We start from the raw sequence: 15,648 nt of genomic DNA on the forward strand, positions 1-15,648 counted from the left end.
TCCGTCGCCCGGCGGTAGGATCGCCGCCCATGGGAAACGTGATCAACACCTGCCAGACATATCGGTGTCCATGCACCTCCGGGTTGGTGTTCGACGACTGCTGCCGCCCGATCCTCACAGGCCACAAACGAGCGGTGACCGCTGAGTCACTGGCCCGGACACGCTACAGCGCGCACATAGTCTGCGATCTCCAATACCTTTCGGAGACATGGCATCCAGCAACACGACCCGCGGTCATCAGGCTGGCCACCGACACGTGGTGGTATTGGTTCGAGATCGACTGTGTCACCGACGGATCACCCGCCGATCAGTTCGGCCAAGTCACCTATTCCACCTACCTACGACACAAGTCGAATCACGTCGAGCAGACCGTGGAAGCGAACTTCGAACGTGTCCACGGCCGCTGGATGTATCGCAACGAAACAGCATTGATCCCATGACCTCGCGACCCCGTTCATTCACGCGCAGAAGCTGAAGAGACAGCACGGTACGAACATTCAAGTTGGGCCGTCCGTTAGTGGTCGAGCACGTCGGTGTTGAAGTGAGCCGTAGCTAGTTCCGCGCGGTGCTCGACCCTACGCTGGCCCGGCAGCGTCGGATGTTCGAGTCGGCGCCGGCGGTCAGAGTTCGAACCAATCGTGGTGTGAAAGACGCCTTTGCAAGAAGGCCCCGGCCAACGGCGACGGGTCGACGGTGTAGGTCGGTAGATCCACACCGCCGGCACTCGAGTTCGAATAGCGGTGCTGGTCAGATCGTGTCCGGACAGAAACACCGCCTCCCACCGACGGGCCATGTACTTGTTCAGCTCGGTGATCGTCGCGGCCGGGATGCCGGTGCCGGCGGCCATCTGCGCCACGTCCGAACGCCGCCACCCCCTCGCCCGCGTGGCTGGCCGGTCACGATCGCCATGAACATCTCCGGGCCGACCCCGGCAGCCCGACAGAACATGTCGGCGCGAACATCGATGCCCGTCGATCGCAACACCGGCGCCCACACCTGATCGATGGTATGGGCCAACGCCCACGCCTTACGGCGCTCACTGAAGAACGGTTTGCCAAAGATCTGGTGGTCGGTGCGGTCAGCGAGGCTCAGTGCTGGTGGCGGGCCAACGAAATCGCCGCGGCTGGCCCGCTCGATCGCCACCACACATCGCGCTCGTTGATCGGCGGCACCAGCCTCGAGCATGCGCTGCAGCTGCGTCGGCACATTCCTGATCCGTGCCCACACACCGAGCACTGACCGCCTCGGCGATCTGGTGTCCTCGCCACTCACGCGCTCTGCCGCCGAGTTGCGCGGCGGTGAGCGAGTTCGTCGACGACCTCGACCGGTTGGGTGTCGTCGACGACGGTCTCGGCGGGCAGAGTGGCGACGGTGCCGGCCAGATCAGCCACGGTGTGCCCGACAGCGATCGCGAAGACCCCTTGCCCGCCGCGCAGCAGGTCGATGACCTCGTCGTCGGAGGTGGCTTCGTAGACGGTGGTGCCGTCGCTGATCAGGGTGGTGCGCGCCAGATCGGTGGTGCCACGCTCGGCCAAAAACTCGATGGCGACGCGGATGTTGCGCAACGAGATACCGGCATCCAGCAGGCGTTTGACGATCTTCAATGCGAGGATGTCGCGGAAGCTGTACAGGCGTTGCGAACCTGAGCCGGTAGCAGCTTTGACGCTCGGGGTGACCAGCTCCGAGCGGGCCCAATAGTCGAGCTGGCGGTAGGTGACCCCGACGATCTCCAACACCGCCGGCACCCGGTAACCGACATCGGTGGTGTCGACGGAGTGCACCGCGAACACCTCAGGGGCGATCTCGTCGAACGATCCCTGATCAGACGCCATCATCACGAACCCCGGGGACGGCGGCGTTGAATTCTGAGTGTGTTTGGCCGCTCTCATCAACGACTTGGCCCCACAGGACACCGCGCGGCAGTTGCGTCTTCTCGCCGACCCGCGTTTCCAACTCGTCGAGGTACTTCGTGGGGGTCAAACGTAGCCCCCAAGTGTCGAGGTAGTGCACGAAGTTCGCCGCTGTCTCGATCGCGGCGGCGTCGGAGTAACCGAGCTTGTCCTCGAAAAACAGCTCCGGGATGCCCTCGGGATCAGATCGATCACCCGCGTCACGTGTCGTCATAGGTGCGAATCTACCCGCCGCCCCTCGGACTCGACGTCCTCGCTTAAGCGTCGGAAACGGGCTGCCATCTCGGGATCGCGGGCGGTCAGGGCGCGGTCGAAGGTGGACGGGTCGGCGCCGACGGTCAGGTTCGAACCGGTTGTAGCGTGAAAGACACTCTTGAGTGTGCTCGACTCCCCGATCGCCAGGGCGTAGCCGCGACCGCGTTCGACGCGGTCGACCAGCTCAATGAGTGTGTCGAGGGTGATTCGGCGTTTGTCGGTCATCGTCGGTCCTGTGGGGGGTTGTCATTGCCAGTCGATGTGGAAGTCGGTGATGGCGTCAAAGTGGAAGCCGGTGTCGTCGTCGAAGGCGTCGAAGGCGGCGAAGTTGACCGAGGCGTGTTCTTCGAGGATGGCGGTGGCGCGGGCGTGATCGTTGCGGGCCAATGCATCGCCCAATGCCCGGCGTTGTTCGGGGTCCATCTGGGTGTGGTCGAGGCCTTGGGGTCCGCCGAACTCAAAGGTCTTGGACATGCGGTAGTCGTAGTTGCCGCCGTCGGTGCGGGCATGTACGTCGGCGGTGAACGAGATGACGGGCCGCATCTGGGCGGTGTCGATTCCGCTGTCGCGTAACCGTTGTGCCGCTTGGGCATCGACGAGACGGCCTTGGGCGTCGGGTCGCAGGCTCTGGGTGCGGCCGGCCTGCCAGTCATAGACCGCGCTCGGTGAACGGCCGAGTTGGGTGGCCGCGCCGTCCACCCCGCCGAGGCGGGTGATCTCCGCACGGCGGGCCACCAGATCAGCAACCCGGTCATCGGGAATCCGATTGTGCTGCTTCCACCGCCGGAACGTGCGGGGCGAGGGCGGGGTGCGGCCAGCATCAACGGCGGCTTTGCGCACACCCTGATAACCAATGGTAGCGAGGTGGTTTCGCGAGGTCGGCTCCCCCACCAGACCGGTATCGGCCTGAGCGAGGTCACGGGCGGTACCCGAGGCCACCGACACCCGCCGAGCACCGGTGGCCACGCTGGTCGCAACTGGCTCCTCGTCGCGGCGGGTACGGCGGCGTGCCCGGAACTGCGCCATCAGCCCGCCACGCCTTCGGGTGTTTCGCTGGCAGCATCCTTCGGATCGGCGTCGTCGTCGTTGTCGGGGGTCAATCCTGCTGTGGTGTAGGCGTTGTTGACCGCGCGACGCACTTCCCCCGGTGTGGCGGCCGACAACAACTCGAGCAGTACCTGATCGTCGTCGAGTGCTCGCTGCTTCTCGACGACGAACTTGCCCAGATAGGGCAGGCCATCGGCCAAGGCGACACCGTTCGGGACGAGGTAGGTCCAGGCGTCGGTGAGGCCCTTGATCGGCCACAGATCATGCTCGGTGGCGATCTTCATCGCCTTCACCCGCGAACGGTGTCGGGCGTGGGCCTTGATCGCGGCCGCCCAGATCGGTTGATAGTGATGGCGCAGATTGCTATCCCAGTTCTGATCGCCGGCAATCCGCCCCAGATAGCCCTTGTAGATGTCCGAGACAAGAGATTTGAGGATCGGATCGTCGGCCTCGACCGCCGTCTTGCGGGCGGCGGCCAGGATCTCTTTCCACCGCTTCAAAACCACCCCTTGCTGTGTGGTGGTCCAGGCTTCGGCGATCGCGAGGTCGGCCAGATCCAGACCCGCTCCCCCATCCGTGATCGGCGCGCACAAGCTCTTGACGGTCTCTGTGGTGACCCACAGGGTCACCGGCCGATCGGGACGCATGTGCGGATGCGGCAACGGCAACCGTTCCGGCAGGGCGAGGGTGTCGGCGGCCGGCAGCGTCACCTGCCACACCCCGAACGGGAGTTTGTCGCTGGCATGAGCCAGCTCCTCGGCGTCGCTGGCGTGGTGGACGACCTCGCCGTAGCCGAGGTCGATCATGCCCGCACTCGCCAGATACGACGCCCGCTGATCGATCGTGACCAGGGCGTCGGCGTGTTCGATCTCATCGGTTTCGATCCACTGGCGCGCCCACACCAGAAACGGCTCCAGATCCTCGTGATCAGCACCATCCAGAGCGGGAACCGCCACCGGGGCCTCCACGACGATGCCCTTGCCTGTCTTGCGGCGATCCCGAAAGATCTGATCGAGCACCACCGCCCCGGTACGCGCCGAGGTAATCCCCGGCAGCACGCCAATGTGCTCGACATGCCAGGACAGGCGGCGCGCCAGCTCGCGGGCGGTGTCCATCTCGTCATCGAACTCGATGAGCGTGCCGGCCTTCTCCGAGCCGAGAATGCCCAGCCGGTCATGGCCACTGCGGCGGGTTTCCATCGCCCACGGCTCCAAGATCACATCCACCATGAACTTGCGGCGTCCGGTGACATACGACAGATGCAACCGATGCCCGATCTCCGGACCCGGCTGATACAAGTGCCACCCATCCTCCTTGTCCGGAGCAAGGTACGGCCCCAGGAGCGATCGTGTGGCGCCATCGAGCCTGGCGATCAGATCAGTGCGCATCCGGCCCTGCCGCAACTCCTCAGTGCTGTAATCGCTCTCATCACCTGGGTCGACATCATCAGGGCCCCATCCCAACGCCACACAGGCGGCATCGAGCACCCACACTTGCGCCGGCAGCCCCGCTGGCGCCAACGGACGCTGCCGCTGCCGCCACTCCAGCACCTTCATGAGCTTGTCGACCGAATCGACTGGCTTATCCACCAACACAAAACCCGATGGAGACAACACCTTTGCCGACGTGACAATCATGGCGTGATCATCAGCGGTGGCGTGCTTGGGCATGTCAGCTGGACTCTCTCGGGTCGTTGGGTAATAGGATCGCGCTAGTTATGCACGCACTACTATCTCAGCTAGCACTGCTAGCTTAACTAGCTATCCTGTGGGTCGAGGTCGTAGCGCTCGATGAACTCGTTCAGCGCAGCGTCAGTAAGAGCTTGCTTGCTCCACGATCGCGGGAGATTGTCGAGCACCCGGTGTACTCGGTCCTCGGTACTAGGGCGGACTCGTACATTCATGACTTGTGAGTACTTCTCTGCCCCTTCATAGAGCGTCGGCACCGCATCGCTGACGCTTCTGCGTTTTGTCGGCTTCACAGACTTGGGCGGTGCGCCCAAGGTTTCCTGCGCGACTCCTGTCGTGCTCGCCGGCGGCCCTGGAGTCGCTGCGCTGGCGGGTACTGAGTCACGCGCGGGTAGGTCAGCTGCTGGGTGCTGAGGCGGACGTTTGACGGCTGGTTGGCGATCGACCTTGCTCATTTGGTGGCCTCCTGGATTTCGTCGAGCAGGTCGCTGTAGGCAACCTGCAGTGTTAGGGATTTGCCCCCTTTGAACTGGTGAATTGGCATCGCCATGCTGTGGGCGTCCTGCCGGGCCGCCAGTTCAGGGATCACGGTCGACGCCACGAGTGGCCCATAGGCTGCCCGGAGCTCGTCTTCACGAAAGTTCTGCTCGCCGTTGTTCTTGCGCTTGCTGATGACGATTCGATGAAATTGCAGATCCGGATTCGGGCGCCGCCGAACGTTCTGGAAGGTCTCTTCGAGTCTTGTGACTCCGTTTACGCCGTCCTTGGTCGCTTCGGTAACTGCGACGAGACCGTCAGCAGCGCACAGAACCGCGAACAGCAGCTTGCCGAGTGAGGGTGGGCAGTCAAAGAGGACCAGTTGGTAGTTCGACAGATCAACACCCTCGAACGCGATGTCGAGTCGGAAGATCAGATCGTTCGCACCATCGGACTCGATGTTCGCGAGATATTCATTGGCTGGGATGAGATCGACATGCTCCCACGGCGTGGCCACGATCGCGTCAACCGCGGTACCCGTCGCTGTGGTGCTCATCAGGTTGTAGGTAGTCAACATCTCAGGGTCCTCTGCGACGTCCACGCCGAGACCGGTCGTCGCATTACCCTGCGGGTCCATATCCACTACCAGCACATCCAGTTCTTTGGCGGCGGCTGCGGACGCCAAACCCAAGACCGTGGCTGTCTTTCCGACTCCGCCCTTCTGATTCGCAATCGCGTACTTTCTGGGCTGCCCGTTGCCGGCGCCGACCATGGATTCCCCTTCTCGCCCCTTGAGCAGATGGTCTGCTCCCATACCGGTGAGTGTCATGGTTGCAATGCTAGCAGTCCTAGCTAGCATTGCAACCATGCTCGTGCTACATGAGTCAGCTGTACTAGCATAGTTAGCTAAGCAAGCGGAACAAGCTAGGTGTGCATGCGTAGGTAACAAACCTAGGCGTGCAACAGTAGCTCTCCTTACCGACATAGCATGTGTAGCTACGTTTGCCATCCTAGTTTCTGTAGCTAGGCTACGATGTCTAGCGCGCTCTGCCACGCTAGACACCCTCACCGCCATAGCTTTCGTAGCTACATTCGTCAACCTAGTTTCCGTAGCTAGGCAATGATGATTAGCGTGCTCTGCCACGCTAGACACCCCTGACCAGACCTCTATATCGCGCTGAGCTGCGTGTTCCTCATGCCGACGCGGATGTGAATGTTGTGCTCGATGATGAAGTCGCCGCATTTTCGTCGGCTGGCGGAGGGGCAATATTCGCCAGTGCAATATAGGTCATTGGCGTCAGCCTAATTACTCGATGATACCTCGTATTTGATTGCTGTGCAATATATTTCGCACATTGTTTGTCGATTTATGCTCAGCCGCAACGCTGTTCGATCGGGGTCAGAAACGCATTTCTTCGGCGTCCGGTCGGGCGTGGCCTTTCCTGTTACTTGGCCGCTTGTGCGCGCTGGCCGGATGCGCCAGGAGCGGAGAGCGGCCCAGTGCCGCGATGGGAGCGCAGCGCGTGGCAGCGGGTCGGTCGGAGCCTCTTGCCGCGCAGGTCGGGGCGTAGAACAATCGGCGGGTCAGGAACGGCGTTCTTCGTGACTGCCGCGGCCGTTGCCACGCCTCGGGCGGGAGGTGGCTGCCGCGCGAGGGCGTCAGCGCGGTTGGCGTTCAGCCGATGTTCATTTGTTCGGTAGTTTGAGGTCTGTCAATATAGACGTATGTCGAAGCAGAACGAGTTGCCTGTTGTGGCAGGCGAGGCGTGTTGTACGCCGTTGGTGCAGGAACCGCTTAGTGCCGATGCGACAGTGGAGCTTGCGCGCATGTTCAAGGCGATGGGCGACCCGGTGCGGCTGCGGTTGCTGAGCTTGGTGGCCAGCCATGCCGGCGGGGAGGCCTGCGTGTGTGACATCTCGGAATCTTTCGATCTGTCCCAACCCACCATCTCCCACCATCTCAAGGTGTTGCGGCAGGCGGGTTTGCTCGACTGCGAGCGCCGGGGAACGTGGGTGTATTACTGGGTAATTCCTGCTGCGTTGCAGCAGCTTTCATCGATTCTGAGTTCAGCGGATCCCACCGCAGATACGTTGGTGACTGCGTGAGTACCGCTACGAACACGCCGGAGCATCCCGCGGTCGTCGGCAAGCTCTCCACCCTCGACCGGTTCTTGCCGGTGTGGATCGGGGTGGCGATGGTCGCCGGGTTGCTCCTGGGTCGGTTGATCCCAGGCCTGAACGATGCGCTCTCGGCCATTTCGGTCGATGGTGTCTCGCTGCCCATCGCGATCGGCTTGCTGATCATGATGTATCCGGTACTGGCGAAGGTTCGCTACGACCGCCTCGACACGGTGACCGGGGACAAGCGCCTGCTCATCGGGTCGCTGGTTCTGAACTGGGTTGTCGGCCCGGCGTTGATGTTCGCGCTGGCCTGGATTTTTCTGGCCGACCTGCCCGAGTACCGCACCGGGTTGATCATCGTCGGGTTGGCGCGGTGCATCGCGATGGTCATCATCTGGAATGACCTGGCGTGCGGTGATCGTGAAGCGGCGGCCGTGTTGGTGGCGATCAATTCGGTGTTCCAGGTCGTGATGTTCGCGGTCCTGGGCTGGTTCTATCTCTCGGTGCTGCCGGGTTGGCTGGGTCTGGAACAGACAACGATCGACGCCTCGCCGTGGCAGATCGCCAAATCGGTGCTGATCTTCCTGGGTATCCCGCTGGTCGCCGGGTTCCTGTCCCGGTATTTGGGGGAGCGGAGCAAGGGACGTGACTGGTACGAATCGCAGTTCATTCCCAGGATCAGTCCGTGGGCGTTGTACGGGTTGCTGTTCACCATCGTGATTCTCTTTGCCCTGCAAGGTGATCAGATCACGTCGCGACCCCTCAACGTGGTCCGGATCGCGGTCCCGTTGCTGGTGTACTTCGCAGTGATGTGGGGCGGCGGGTACGCGTTCGGCGCTGTCATGAAGCTCGGGTATGAACGCACCACCACGCTGGCGTTCACCGCCGCAGGCAACAACTTCGAACTGGCCATCGCAGTCGCGATCGCGACGTATGGGGCCACCTCGGGCCAGGCCCTGGCCGGGGTGGTGGGACCGCTGATCGAGGTGCCGGTCCTCGTGGGATTGGTCTACGTCTCGCTGGCGTTGCGTAAACGCTTCACCGCCCCGCAGTCGACCGCTCAGCCGAGTCCGGTCACGGAGGCACAGTGATGGACGACTCGACCCTGGATCAACGCCTGGCGGCAGGAGAGCATCGCGCACAGCCCGAACTGCTCATGCCCCACGTCGTGCTTGGTCGTATTGCCGCGGACTTGGCCGCGAAGTACGAGGGCGTGGTGTCGCGGCAGACGGTGGAGCGCTGCGTCTTTGAGTCGTATGCGGCGCTGCGCCGCACCTCGCGAGTACAGGCGCATCTCACCTCGTTGGCGAGCCGGTTCGCTGCCGACCGGTTGCGCGCACTGGCGCAATCCGACGGGGCGATCGCCAAAGATGCGCCCGAGGTGTTGTTCGTGTGTGTGCACAATGCCGGCCGGTCGCAGATGGCCGCAGGTCTGTTGACCCACCGGGCCGGTGGCCGCGTCCATGTCCGATCGGCGGGCTCCGCGCCGGTCCATTCGATCAACCCCACCGTGGTCGAGGCGATGACCGAGATCGGGATCGACCTGGGCAACGACTTCCCCAAACCGCTGACCGACGATGTCGTCGCCGCCGCCGATGTCGTGGTGTCGATGGGTTGCGGTGATGCGTGCCCCATCTATCCAGGCAAGCGGTACCTCGACTGGACAGTCACCGATCCCGAAGACCTCCCGTTAGACCGAGTGCGCGCAATCCGCGATGACCTCGACACCCGCGTTCAACGGTTGCTCGACGAACTCGCCCCGCACCCCGCATAACCCCTTCACACCGAAAAGGAAGCTGCTCCCATGTCTGCACAGACACCGAGTGTGTTGTTTGTCTGCGTCCACAACGCCGGCCGGTCTCAGATGGCTGCCGGGTTCTTGACCGCCCTGGGCGGCGGTCGGGTCGAGGTTCGTTCCGCGGGGTCGGCCCCCGCCGACGCCATCAATTCCGCCGCTGTGGAGGCAATGGCCGAGGTCGGTATCGACATCTCCGACCAATCACCGAAGATCCTCACCCCCGACACCGTCGAATCCTCCGACGTGGTCATCACCATGGGCTGCGGCGACGCTTGCCCGGTCTTTCCCGGTGTCAGCTACCGCGACTGGACCCTGGACGACCCTGCCGGCAAAGGCATCGATACCGTCCGCCCGATTCGCGATCAGATTCGTTCGCTCGTGGTCGACTTGCTGGCCGAGATCGCGCCTGCCGACGACACCTCGAGCGTGCGATGAGCACACCACACTCGGTGCTGTTTGTGTGCGTGAGCAACCGGGGCAAGTCGGTGATGGCCCAAGGTTTGGCGAGCGCGCTAGCCGACGGAACGATCAACGCCTCCTCGGCCGGCACCGACGCCGCGATCGGCAAGCGCGTCAACGAGCTGTCCGCTCAGGTACTCGCCGAGGCCGGTGTCGACGGCAGTGACCATACGCCTCGCCAGCTCACCGACGATCTGATGCGCGAGGCGGACCTGACCGTCGTGCTGGGAACCTCCGCGCAGCTCGCCCCGCCAGAAGGGGCCGTCGTCGAGGTCTGGGAGACCGATGAACCCTCCTTGCGGGGGATCGACGGAGTCGAGCGCATGCGCCTGATCCGCGATGACATCGCCGCTCGACTCACCGACCTCACCGCCCGCCTGACCCACACCACCTGAACCGGTGTTGACGCTCAGCAACAAGCGGTGGACGCACTCGCCGCGGGCTGGCCGGGCTGCGCGGCGCCGGCAGTACCGCAGCACCCTGCAGAATCAGAGTCCGAGGTCTGGTTGTCGGTCAACAGCGTTGGGCTGGTCCCGAAGGTGTCGGAGTCGGCCAGCACCGTGTAGACCTCCCACTTTTCACCTGCCGGACCGGTCACCCACACCTTGTCCTGGGTCGCGAAACAACAGGTGGCGTTGATCTCCTCCTCAGTGAACAGGCCTTCGCCGCTGAGCCGGGCGATCTCGGCGTGCACCTGATCGCTGGACTCGACCTCCACACCGAGGTGGTTGATCGTTCCGCCCTGACCCGGATTCTCCAGCAGCACCAGCTTCAACGACGGCTCCGCGATCGCGAAGTTCGCATAACCCGGCTTGCGTTTGGCCGGTGCGACATTGAACAACTTCGAGTAGAACTCGACCGCCTGATCCAGATCATCGACGTTGAGCGCGAGTTGCATACGCGACATGACTACCTCCACCTGTGAGACATACATCGAACTACTGACGGGGTCTAGGGTGCCAACCCCTTCGACATATGTCAATGAGGTGGGTAGGATCGGGTGCATGCCCAAGACACTTCCGGTCATCGACATGACCGATCCCATCTGTTGCGCTCCCGTCTCGGCGTCACCGCTGGATGACGCCGCGGCGTTGGAGATTGCCCTGCGGCTCAAAGCTCTTGCCGATCCGGTGCGGATCAAGCTGATGTCGATCCTGCTCACCGATGCCGCAGGCGAGGTGTGCACCTGTGACCTGGCGACTGCTGTCGGATTGTCGGAGCCCACGGTCAGCCACCACCTCGGACAACTCAAGAAGGCCGGCATGGTCCTGCCCGAGCGCCGCGGCATGAATGTTTACTACCGGGCCCACGCCGACGCTTTGCAAGCGTTACGGCAGGTCCTCGACCCGACGTGCTGCCGCTGAGCGAATTGTGTCTACCGGGACCTCGGTCGGCGGGTCAGATGCTCGGTGTCGTGGCTGTCGTGGCTGTGGAGGTAGGCGGTGTAGTCGCGTTGGGCCAGTTGCGCCCACTGCGATGAGGTCGTGGAGCTCAGTCCGAGCTGGGTGGCTAGGACTGCGGCGGGTAGGTCCGCACCCAGGGCGAGGAGGGCGTGGTTTCTGCTGATGCGGGTGGGAATGCCTGCGGTGGTGAGCTTTCGGCTCAGTGTTCTGACGTGCAGCGGGTGATGGGCGATTCCGCCTCGGAAGAGGTAATACCCGCGGCCGTCCCGGGCGCGGGCGCGCGGGTCGGCGCAGACGGTGCCGGCGAGGGTGTCGATCAGCTCGGCGAGGCGCTCGGGTAGCTCGATGGGGTGGTGTGCCAGCGTCACGTATCTGCGGCCGCGGTCGCGGGTAAGCGACGAGGTGGTGAGGTTCTGTACCTGGGGGAGTCGTGCGCCGTAGAGCAGTACGAGTAGGCCGGCGATGCGGGTGGGTAGGTCAGCGGACGTGTCGTCGGAGAGCAGCGCGGCAATGGCGCGTTGTTGGGTGTGCTCGTCGCCGGTCTGTGACGGCGGTGGGACGGGGTAGCGGGTCACCGATATGTTGGCGGCCAGTCCGCGTTGAGTCAGCCACGTGATGAACCCGGCGATGTTGTTGGTGCGGTGATGTTGTCCGTCGGTCCAGGCATCGAGCATCGGTTGGGTCAGGTCGCCGACGGTGTGGCCGTGTTGGTCGAGGTGGGTCAGAAGTGTGATGGCGATGCGAATCTTGGTGCGGCCGGAGTCGGCGGCGGCGTGGGTGAACCGGCGACGGCGGGACCTGCGGCGGGCGCGGCGCAGGATGGCCCAATGGCCGTAGGGGCGGATCAGTGCGCTGTGGTGGGTGGGCAGCGCGGCGGCGGTGTCGTTGATCCAGGTGTCGAGCCGTTCGAGGGCTTCATCGCGTTCGGGCAGTATGGCGGCGTCGATAAGCAGTTCGCGTAGATGGTGGCGTCCCCACCCTGGCGGGCACTGGTCGAGCACGGTGTGGCTCATGGGGTGTTCGCTAGAGGCCAGCGCACTCAGTAGCTGGGCGGTCGCGGGTTTGCTCAGCCACCTCAGCGTCGAGCGCGGCTGGCCACGGGCGGCGAGGAACGCCGGCAACTCCTGGAGGCTGTCGGGCACCGAACCCTGAGGTGTGCTGAGCAGTTCCCGGGCCAGCCGGATGATCGAGCAGCGGTGGCAGGTTCGGGCGAAATGATGTTGCCCCGTTCCGCCACACGTTGAGCACCGATAGTCCAGGTCAGAGCCCGCGCATGGACCGCAGGTGCGTTGACTGGCAGCATTTCTGCCGATGAGTGCGGCGGTGGTGCCGCAGTCGGCACAGGACGCCGACTCGGACAGAGTCCGCCGATAGCAGCGCACGCATACTGGTCCCAAGGGCCACCGGGTGTGCACTTCACGGCGCAGTCCGCAACTTCCGCACGTCTCCTCGGGTGCTGTGGCGCAGCGCCGGCACAGGTCTACGGCGCCGGGGCGAGCTTTGATCGCGATCGGCGCGTGGTCGTTGCAGCGTCCGCATCGGCGCGCTGGTGCGGTGTAGCAGCGCTGGCACAGCTCGCCGTCCTCACCGCTGGTCTTGATGTGGTCGATCTGTCCGCAGCCGGTGCAGCTGCGTTTGGGACGTGCACAGTGGCCGCATAGCGGATCGCCTGCGGCCGTGCGTGTGCTGGGGGTGGTGTGCTTGCCGCAGTTGCTGCATGGTTCGCGGCGGCGGATGTTGTAGCAGGACCGGCAAATTCCCCCTTCCGGTGTGCGCTTAGATCGCGAGGCGATGGTGCCGCAGTCCGAACAGGGATACTTCGGCGGAGAGGCGACACTCACGACTCGGTACCCGGCCGACGAATGGTGGTGCGACGAGCAGTGATCGGTGTGACCCCTGTCGGTTTGCCGGCAGTCTTGCGGACTGCGGTGTCGACGATGTGGGGTTCGATCAGATCGTTGGGTGTGCACTCGAGAATGTCGCACAGTGCGACCAGGGTGTGCATGCTCAGCCGTTGCGGCTGCCCTGTCACCAGCCGGTACACCTGCTCGCGGGAGAGTGTGATCCCGCGGTCAGCGAGGTGCGGTTGCAGATCGGTGGTCGAGTACATGCCGTGGGCGGCCATCCTGGCTCGCAGATGCCACGTGTAGTCGATCTGCTTCATGTCGGGGTCCCATCATTGAGGAGGTGGCCGTATCGGGCGTGGATCGACTGCATGAGCAGTCCGTTGCGGTACTCGTTGCTGACCCCGATGTATACCGCCGTGGTCGAGGAGAATGCATGGCCGACTTGCTCCTGGATGAATCGTTCGGGGTAGTCGAACTCCACCAGATGCGTGACGTAGGAGTGGCGCAGCGAGTGGAGGTCGAGTGTCGGGTCGATTCCTGCGGCGTCGCGGGCGGTGGCGAAGGCGGTGTTGAGTGCGCGCACTCCCAGTCGAGTACCGCGTTCGGTGAGAAACAGCGCTGGGTGTCCGGTGTGGTCGAGCTCGCTGCGCACTTCGGTGAGGTAGTGGTCGAGGATGTCCACGATCCAGCTGATCTCCGGCACCGTGAGCACTGTGCGGCGTTTGGGCGGGCCGCCCCGGGACGCTTTGCCGTGCCGCACGGTCAGTGCTCCGAACCGACCGAAGGCTGGGAACTTCGAGTTCCTGCGAAGATCAACAACATCACTGCGGGAAACCTCTTGCCGGCGTAGGCCGTAGGCGTAGCAGTATTTCAGTGCTACTGCGTCTCGCAGAGCCGGTATCGCTCCTTTCCGGCCGCGGGATCGGATCTGCGCGACCCGTGCGTCGGCGGCATCGAACAGCGCCTGGACCTCATCGTAGGTCAGTGGCCGTCGACCAGGATCACCCTCGTACTCACCGACGTGGATGATGGAGTTGTTTTCGTGGAAGACCTGCACAGGCGCGCGACCGAACCGAGCAATGCATTCAGTAGACCAGTCGTAGCGGACATCGACCAGGTAGGCACAGAACAGGCCGATGTCCACCTCGTACCCGCGGACGGTGGACAACCGAAGTGGGGTTGGGCCCGATCGGAGATGACTGATCCAAGCTTCGCCCTCCTCGGGGGTCCACTGCCACGGATACAGTCCAGCGAACTCGGCGAAGCGGCGCACTAGCCGCATTCGAGGACCGATTGTCGACTCGCGCAGGAACTTTGCCCGCTGCTGCTGAGCCCACCCGTCAACCATCGCATCGAACATCGCCCGTTCCGGATCCAGCTGCACAACATTCGGGGCCAACCCCGCTCGACCGCGGACGTCGTCACTTGTCACAAGTGAGTTGTATCAGATGCAACATTGATGCATGGGTAAACCAGGTGGCCTGGGGCTGTTGTTCGCGGCCTTTCGCGGCCACAGGTCGCATATTCCCTGCTAGAGAGCGAGCCCTCTTACCCGGCCAATGTTGCATCGGATGACAATAAATCCCGTTCGGTCAACGCCTTGATCCGGTCTGGTCGGAATCCTGACCAGTGGTCGTCGCCGACGATGACGACCGGGGCTTGGAGGTAGCCGAGTGCCATGACGAGGTCGCGGGCTGCGTCATCGGTGCTGATGTCGACGATCTCGTAGTCGAGGCCTTGCTTGTCGAGGGCCTTGTAGGTGGCGTTGCACTGTACGCAGGCGGGCTTGGTGTAGACGGTGATGGTCATGGGGATCGATCTCCTTTATTGGTGTGCGGGTTCGACGCCGGTGGTGGCGAAGGGGTCGGGGGTGTGGGTGATGTGGTGGCGGGCGGTTCCTGGTGGGGTGCAGTCGATTGCGGTGTACAGATGTGCATCAGCGCGCGGGTGGAATTGAGCGGTGGAGTCGAGGGTGGGGGCGGCGATGATCACGGTGGTGTGGTCGCCGGCGTTGATGGTGGGGGTGGGGTCCCAGGCGATGACGGTGCTGTTGTCGAGTGCGGTTGCGCGGGCGCGGTCGCACAGTTGCAGTTGGCTGTGGTGGTGTCCGGTCAGCGTGGTGGTGTCGAATCCGGTGGCGCTGGCGCGGCCGTAGGTGTGCACCGTGGTGGTGCCGTGTGCTTCGACATGGGCGGTGTCGGTGGCGTGTACGGCGCCGGCGATAACGAGGACGGCGGCGCGCCCGGCGATGCGTACCTCGACATCGGTGGGGATGGCGCCGAGGTTGATCAGCTCGGTTTGGTCGGGGTCGAGCGCGGTTCGGCGTACTTCGATGTGGCGGCGGCCGGCGTGTAGGTGCTGGGCGAACGTCGCTGCGTCGGTGACACAGGCCCAGGGTGCTGGGGTGGTGGTGCGCGAGACGCAGGTGCGGCGTCGCGGCCGCGGGTGTCCTCGCTGTCCGGTTGGGGTGGTGGTGGCCATGGTGGTGTCCTTTCTGGGAGAACGGGTGGATGTTTCTGCTGGTGGGGTAGGGGAGAGGGCTCGTGCGAGCTGGGTGGTCAGGGTCGTGCGGGCCGCCCGTGCCAACTGTGTGGCGCGCGATAGCGGCCGCGGGGATGGGTCGGGGCGTGGTGGCTGGTGGGG

Annotated in this window: 21 protein-coding genes; 8 read left to right on the top strand and 13 right to left on the bottom strand. The window is 63.9% G+C overall.

The genetic code is table 11. The features are described 5' to 3' along the window. The first annotated feature begins 29 nt into the window (after positions 1-29). Positions 30-440, top strand: coding sequence for a YchJ family protein (locus tag EEB19_RS27230; protein WP_369074062.1), 411 nt, complete (start codon positions 30-32; stop codon positions 438-440). A gap of 74 nt (positions 441-514) precedes the next feature. On the opposite strand, the gene EEB19_RS22645 is transcribed toward EEB19_RS27230, so the two are convergent. Then, positions 515-847 carry a hypothetical protein gene (locus EEB19_RS22645; protein ID WP_187589572.1) on the bottom strand — a complete coding sequence of 111 codons (333 nt, stop codon included), beginning with the start codon at positions 845-847 and terminating at the stop codon, positions 515-517. 161 nt (positions 848-1,008) lie between these two features. On the opposite strand from EEB19_RS22645, the gene EEB19_RS22650 reads away from it, so the two are divergent. Continuing rightward, complete coding sequence (locus EEB19_RS22650; RefSeq protein ID WP_187589573.1) at positions 1,009-1,239, top strand: hypothetical protein; 231 nt, start codon at positions 1,009-1,011, stop codon at positions 1,237-1,239. 29 nt (positions 1,240-1,268) lie between these two features. Here EEB19_RS22650 and EEB19_RS22655 read toward each other — a convergent pair whose 3' ends face one another. From EEB19_RS22655 to EEB19_RS22680, 6 genes are all read right to left on the bottom strand, one after another. Continuing rightward, the gene (locus EEB19_RS22655) at positions 1,269-1,832 is read right to left on the bottom strand and encodes a MerR family transcriptional regulator (protein WP_316245483.1); all 564 of its coding nucleotides are present in this window, start codon (positions 1,830-1,832) and stop codon (positions 1,269-1,271) included. Continuing rightward, a complete protein-coding gene (locus tag EEB19_RS22660) occupies positions 1,822-2,124 on the bottom strand; it encodes a hypothetical protein (RefSeq protein ID WP_187589575.1) in 303 nt (100 codons plus the stop codon). The genes EEB19_RS22655 and EEB19_RS22660 overlap by 11 nt, the downstream gene beginning before the upstream one ends. After that, positions 2,121-2,390, bottom strand: coding sequence for a hypothetical protein (locus EEB19_RS22665; RefSeq protein ID WP_187589576.1), 270 nt, complete (start codon positions 2,388-2,390; stop codon positions 2,121-2,123). The genes EEB19_RS22660 and EEB19_RS22665 overlap by 4 nt, the downstream gene beginning before the upstream one ends. A 21-nt stretch (positions 2,391-2,411) precedes the next feature. After that, a complete protein-coding gene (locus EEB19_RS22670) occupies positions 2,412-3,191 on the bottom strand; it encodes a hypothetical protein (RefSeq protein ID WP_187589577.1) in 780 nt (259 codons plus the stop codon). Then, complete coding sequence (locus tag EEB19_RS22675; protein ID WP_187589578.1) at positions 3,191-4,882, bottom strand: hypothetical protein; 1,692 nt, start codon at positions 4,880-4,882, stop codon at positions 3,191-3,193. Before EEB19_RS22675 ends, EEB19_RS22670 begins: the two co-directional genes overlap by 1 nt. 469 nt (positions 4,883-5,351) lie before the next feature. After that, the gene (locus EEB19_RS22680) at positions 5,352-6,149 is read right to left on the bottom strand and encodes a ParA family protein (RefSeq protein WP_187589595.1); all 798 of its coding nucleotides are present in this window, start codon (positions 6,147-6,149) and stop codon (positions 5,352-5,354) included. 953 nt (positions 6,150-7,102) lie between these two features. Between EEB19_RS22680 and EEB19_RS22685 the strand changes: the two genes are divergently transcribed. Genes EEB19_RS22685 through EEB19_RS22705 form a run of 5 tightly spaced genes read left to right on the top strand, consistent with a single transcriptional unit; the run spans position 7,103 to position 10,150 of the window. Continuing rightward, positions 7,103-7,483: a helix-turn-helix transcriptional regulator gene (locus tag EEB19_RS22685; RefSeq protein ID WP_187589579.1), complete on the top strand. Its 381-nt coding sequence runs from the start codon at positions 7,103-7,105 to the stop codon at positions 7,481-7,483. Further along, on the top strand, positions 7,480-8,589 hold the full coding sequence (gene arsB / locus EEB19_RS22690) for an ACR3 family arsenite efflux transporter (RefSeq protein WP_187589580.1): 1,110 nt from the start codon (positions 7,480-7,482) through the stop codon (positions 8,587-8,589). Before EEB19_RS22685 ends, arsB begins: the two co-directional genes overlap by 4 nt. Next, on the top strand, positions 8,589-9,272 hold the full coding sequence (locus EEB19_RS22695) for an arsenate reductase ArsC (protein WP_187589581.1): 684 nt from the start codon (positions 8,589-8,591) through the stop codon (positions 9,270-9,272). Before arsB ends, EEB19_RS22695 begins: the two co-directional genes overlap by 1 nt. A 30-nt stretch (positions 9,273-9,302) precedes the next feature. Continuing rightward, positions 9,303-9,731: an arsenate reductase ArsC gene (locus tag EEB19_RS22700; RefSeq protein ID WP_187589582.1), complete on the top strand. Its 429-nt coding sequence runs from the start codon at positions 9,303-9,305 to the stop codon at positions 9,729-9,731. Beyond that, a complete protein-coding gene (locus EEB19_RS22705) occupies positions 9,728-10,150 on the top strand; it encodes a low molecular weight phosphatase family protein (protein WP_187589583.1) in 423 nt (140 codons plus the stop codon). Before EEB19_RS22700 ends, EEB19_RS22705 begins: the two co-directional genes overlap by 4 nt. 14 nt (positions 10,151-10,164) lie before the next feature. On the opposite strand, the gene EEB19_RS22710 is transcribed toward EEB19_RS22705, so the two are convergent. Then, on the bottom strand, positions 10,165-10,662 hold the full coding sequence (locus EEB19_RS22710; RefSeq protein ID WP_187589584.1) for an ArsI/CadI family heavy metal resistance metalloenzyme: 498 nt from the start codon (positions 10,660-10,662) through the stop codon (positions 10,165-10,167). 97 nt (positions 10,663-10,759) lie between these two features. Here EEB19_RS22710 and EEB19_RS22715 point away from each other — a divergent pair, with 97 nt between their 5' ends. Further along, positions 10,760-11,119, top strand: coding sequence for an Rv2640c family ArsR-like transcriptional regulator (locus EEB19_RS22715; protein ID WP_187589585.1), 360 nt, complete (start codon positions 10,760-10,762; stop codon positions 11,117-11,119). A gap of 11 nt (positions 11,120-11,130) precedes the next feature. On the opposite strand, the gene EEB19_RS22720 is transcribed toward EEB19_RS22715, so the two are convergent. From EEB19_RS22720 to EEB19_RS22740, 5 genes are all read right to left on the bottom strand, one after another. Then, positions 11,131-12,300, bottom strand: a complete 1,170-nt coding sequence (locus EEB19_RS22720; RefSeq protein ID WP_187589586.1) for a hypothetical protein — start codon at positions 12,298-12,300, stop codon at positions 11,131-11,133. 695 nt (positions 12,301-12,995) lie between these two features. Continuing rightward, positions 12,996-13,322 carry a helix-turn-helix transcriptional regulator gene (locus tag EEB19_RS22725; RefSeq protein ID WP_187589587.1) on the bottom strand — a complete coding sequence of 109 codons (327 nt, stop codon included), beginning with the start codon at positions 13,320-13,322 and terminating at the stop codon, positions 12,996-12,998. Next, positions 13,319-14,365 carry a site-specific integrase gene (locus tag EEB19_RS22730; RefSeq protein WP_187589596.1) on the bottom strand — a complete coding sequence of 349 codons (1,047 nt, stop codon included), beginning with the start codon at positions 14,363-14,365 and terminating at the stop codon, positions 13,319-13,321. The genes EEB19_RS22725 and EEB19_RS22730 overlap by 4 nt, the downstream gene beginning before the upstream one ends. 188 nt (positions 14,366-14,553) lie before the next feature. Beyond that, positions 14,554-14,814, bottom strand: a complete 261-nt coding sequence (gene nrdH / locus EEB19_RS22735; protein WP_187589588.1) for a glutaredoxin-like protein NrdH — start codon at positions 14,812-14,814, stop codon at positions 14,554-14,556. A gap of 15 nt (positions 14,815-14,829) precedes the next feature. Beyond that, entirely contained in the window at positions 14,830-15,486 is a 657-nt protein-coding gene (locus EEB19_RS22740; RefSeq protein WP_187589589.1) for a hypothetical protein, read from the bottom strand. Positions 15,487-15,648: the final 162 nt, after the last annotated feature.

It is taken from the genome of Gordonia sp. OPL2 (genome assembly GCF_003797825.1).
In the GTDB taxonomy this organism is placed as follows: domain Bacteria; phylum Actinomycetota; class Actinomycetes; order Mycobacteriales; family Mycobacteriaceae; genus Gordonia.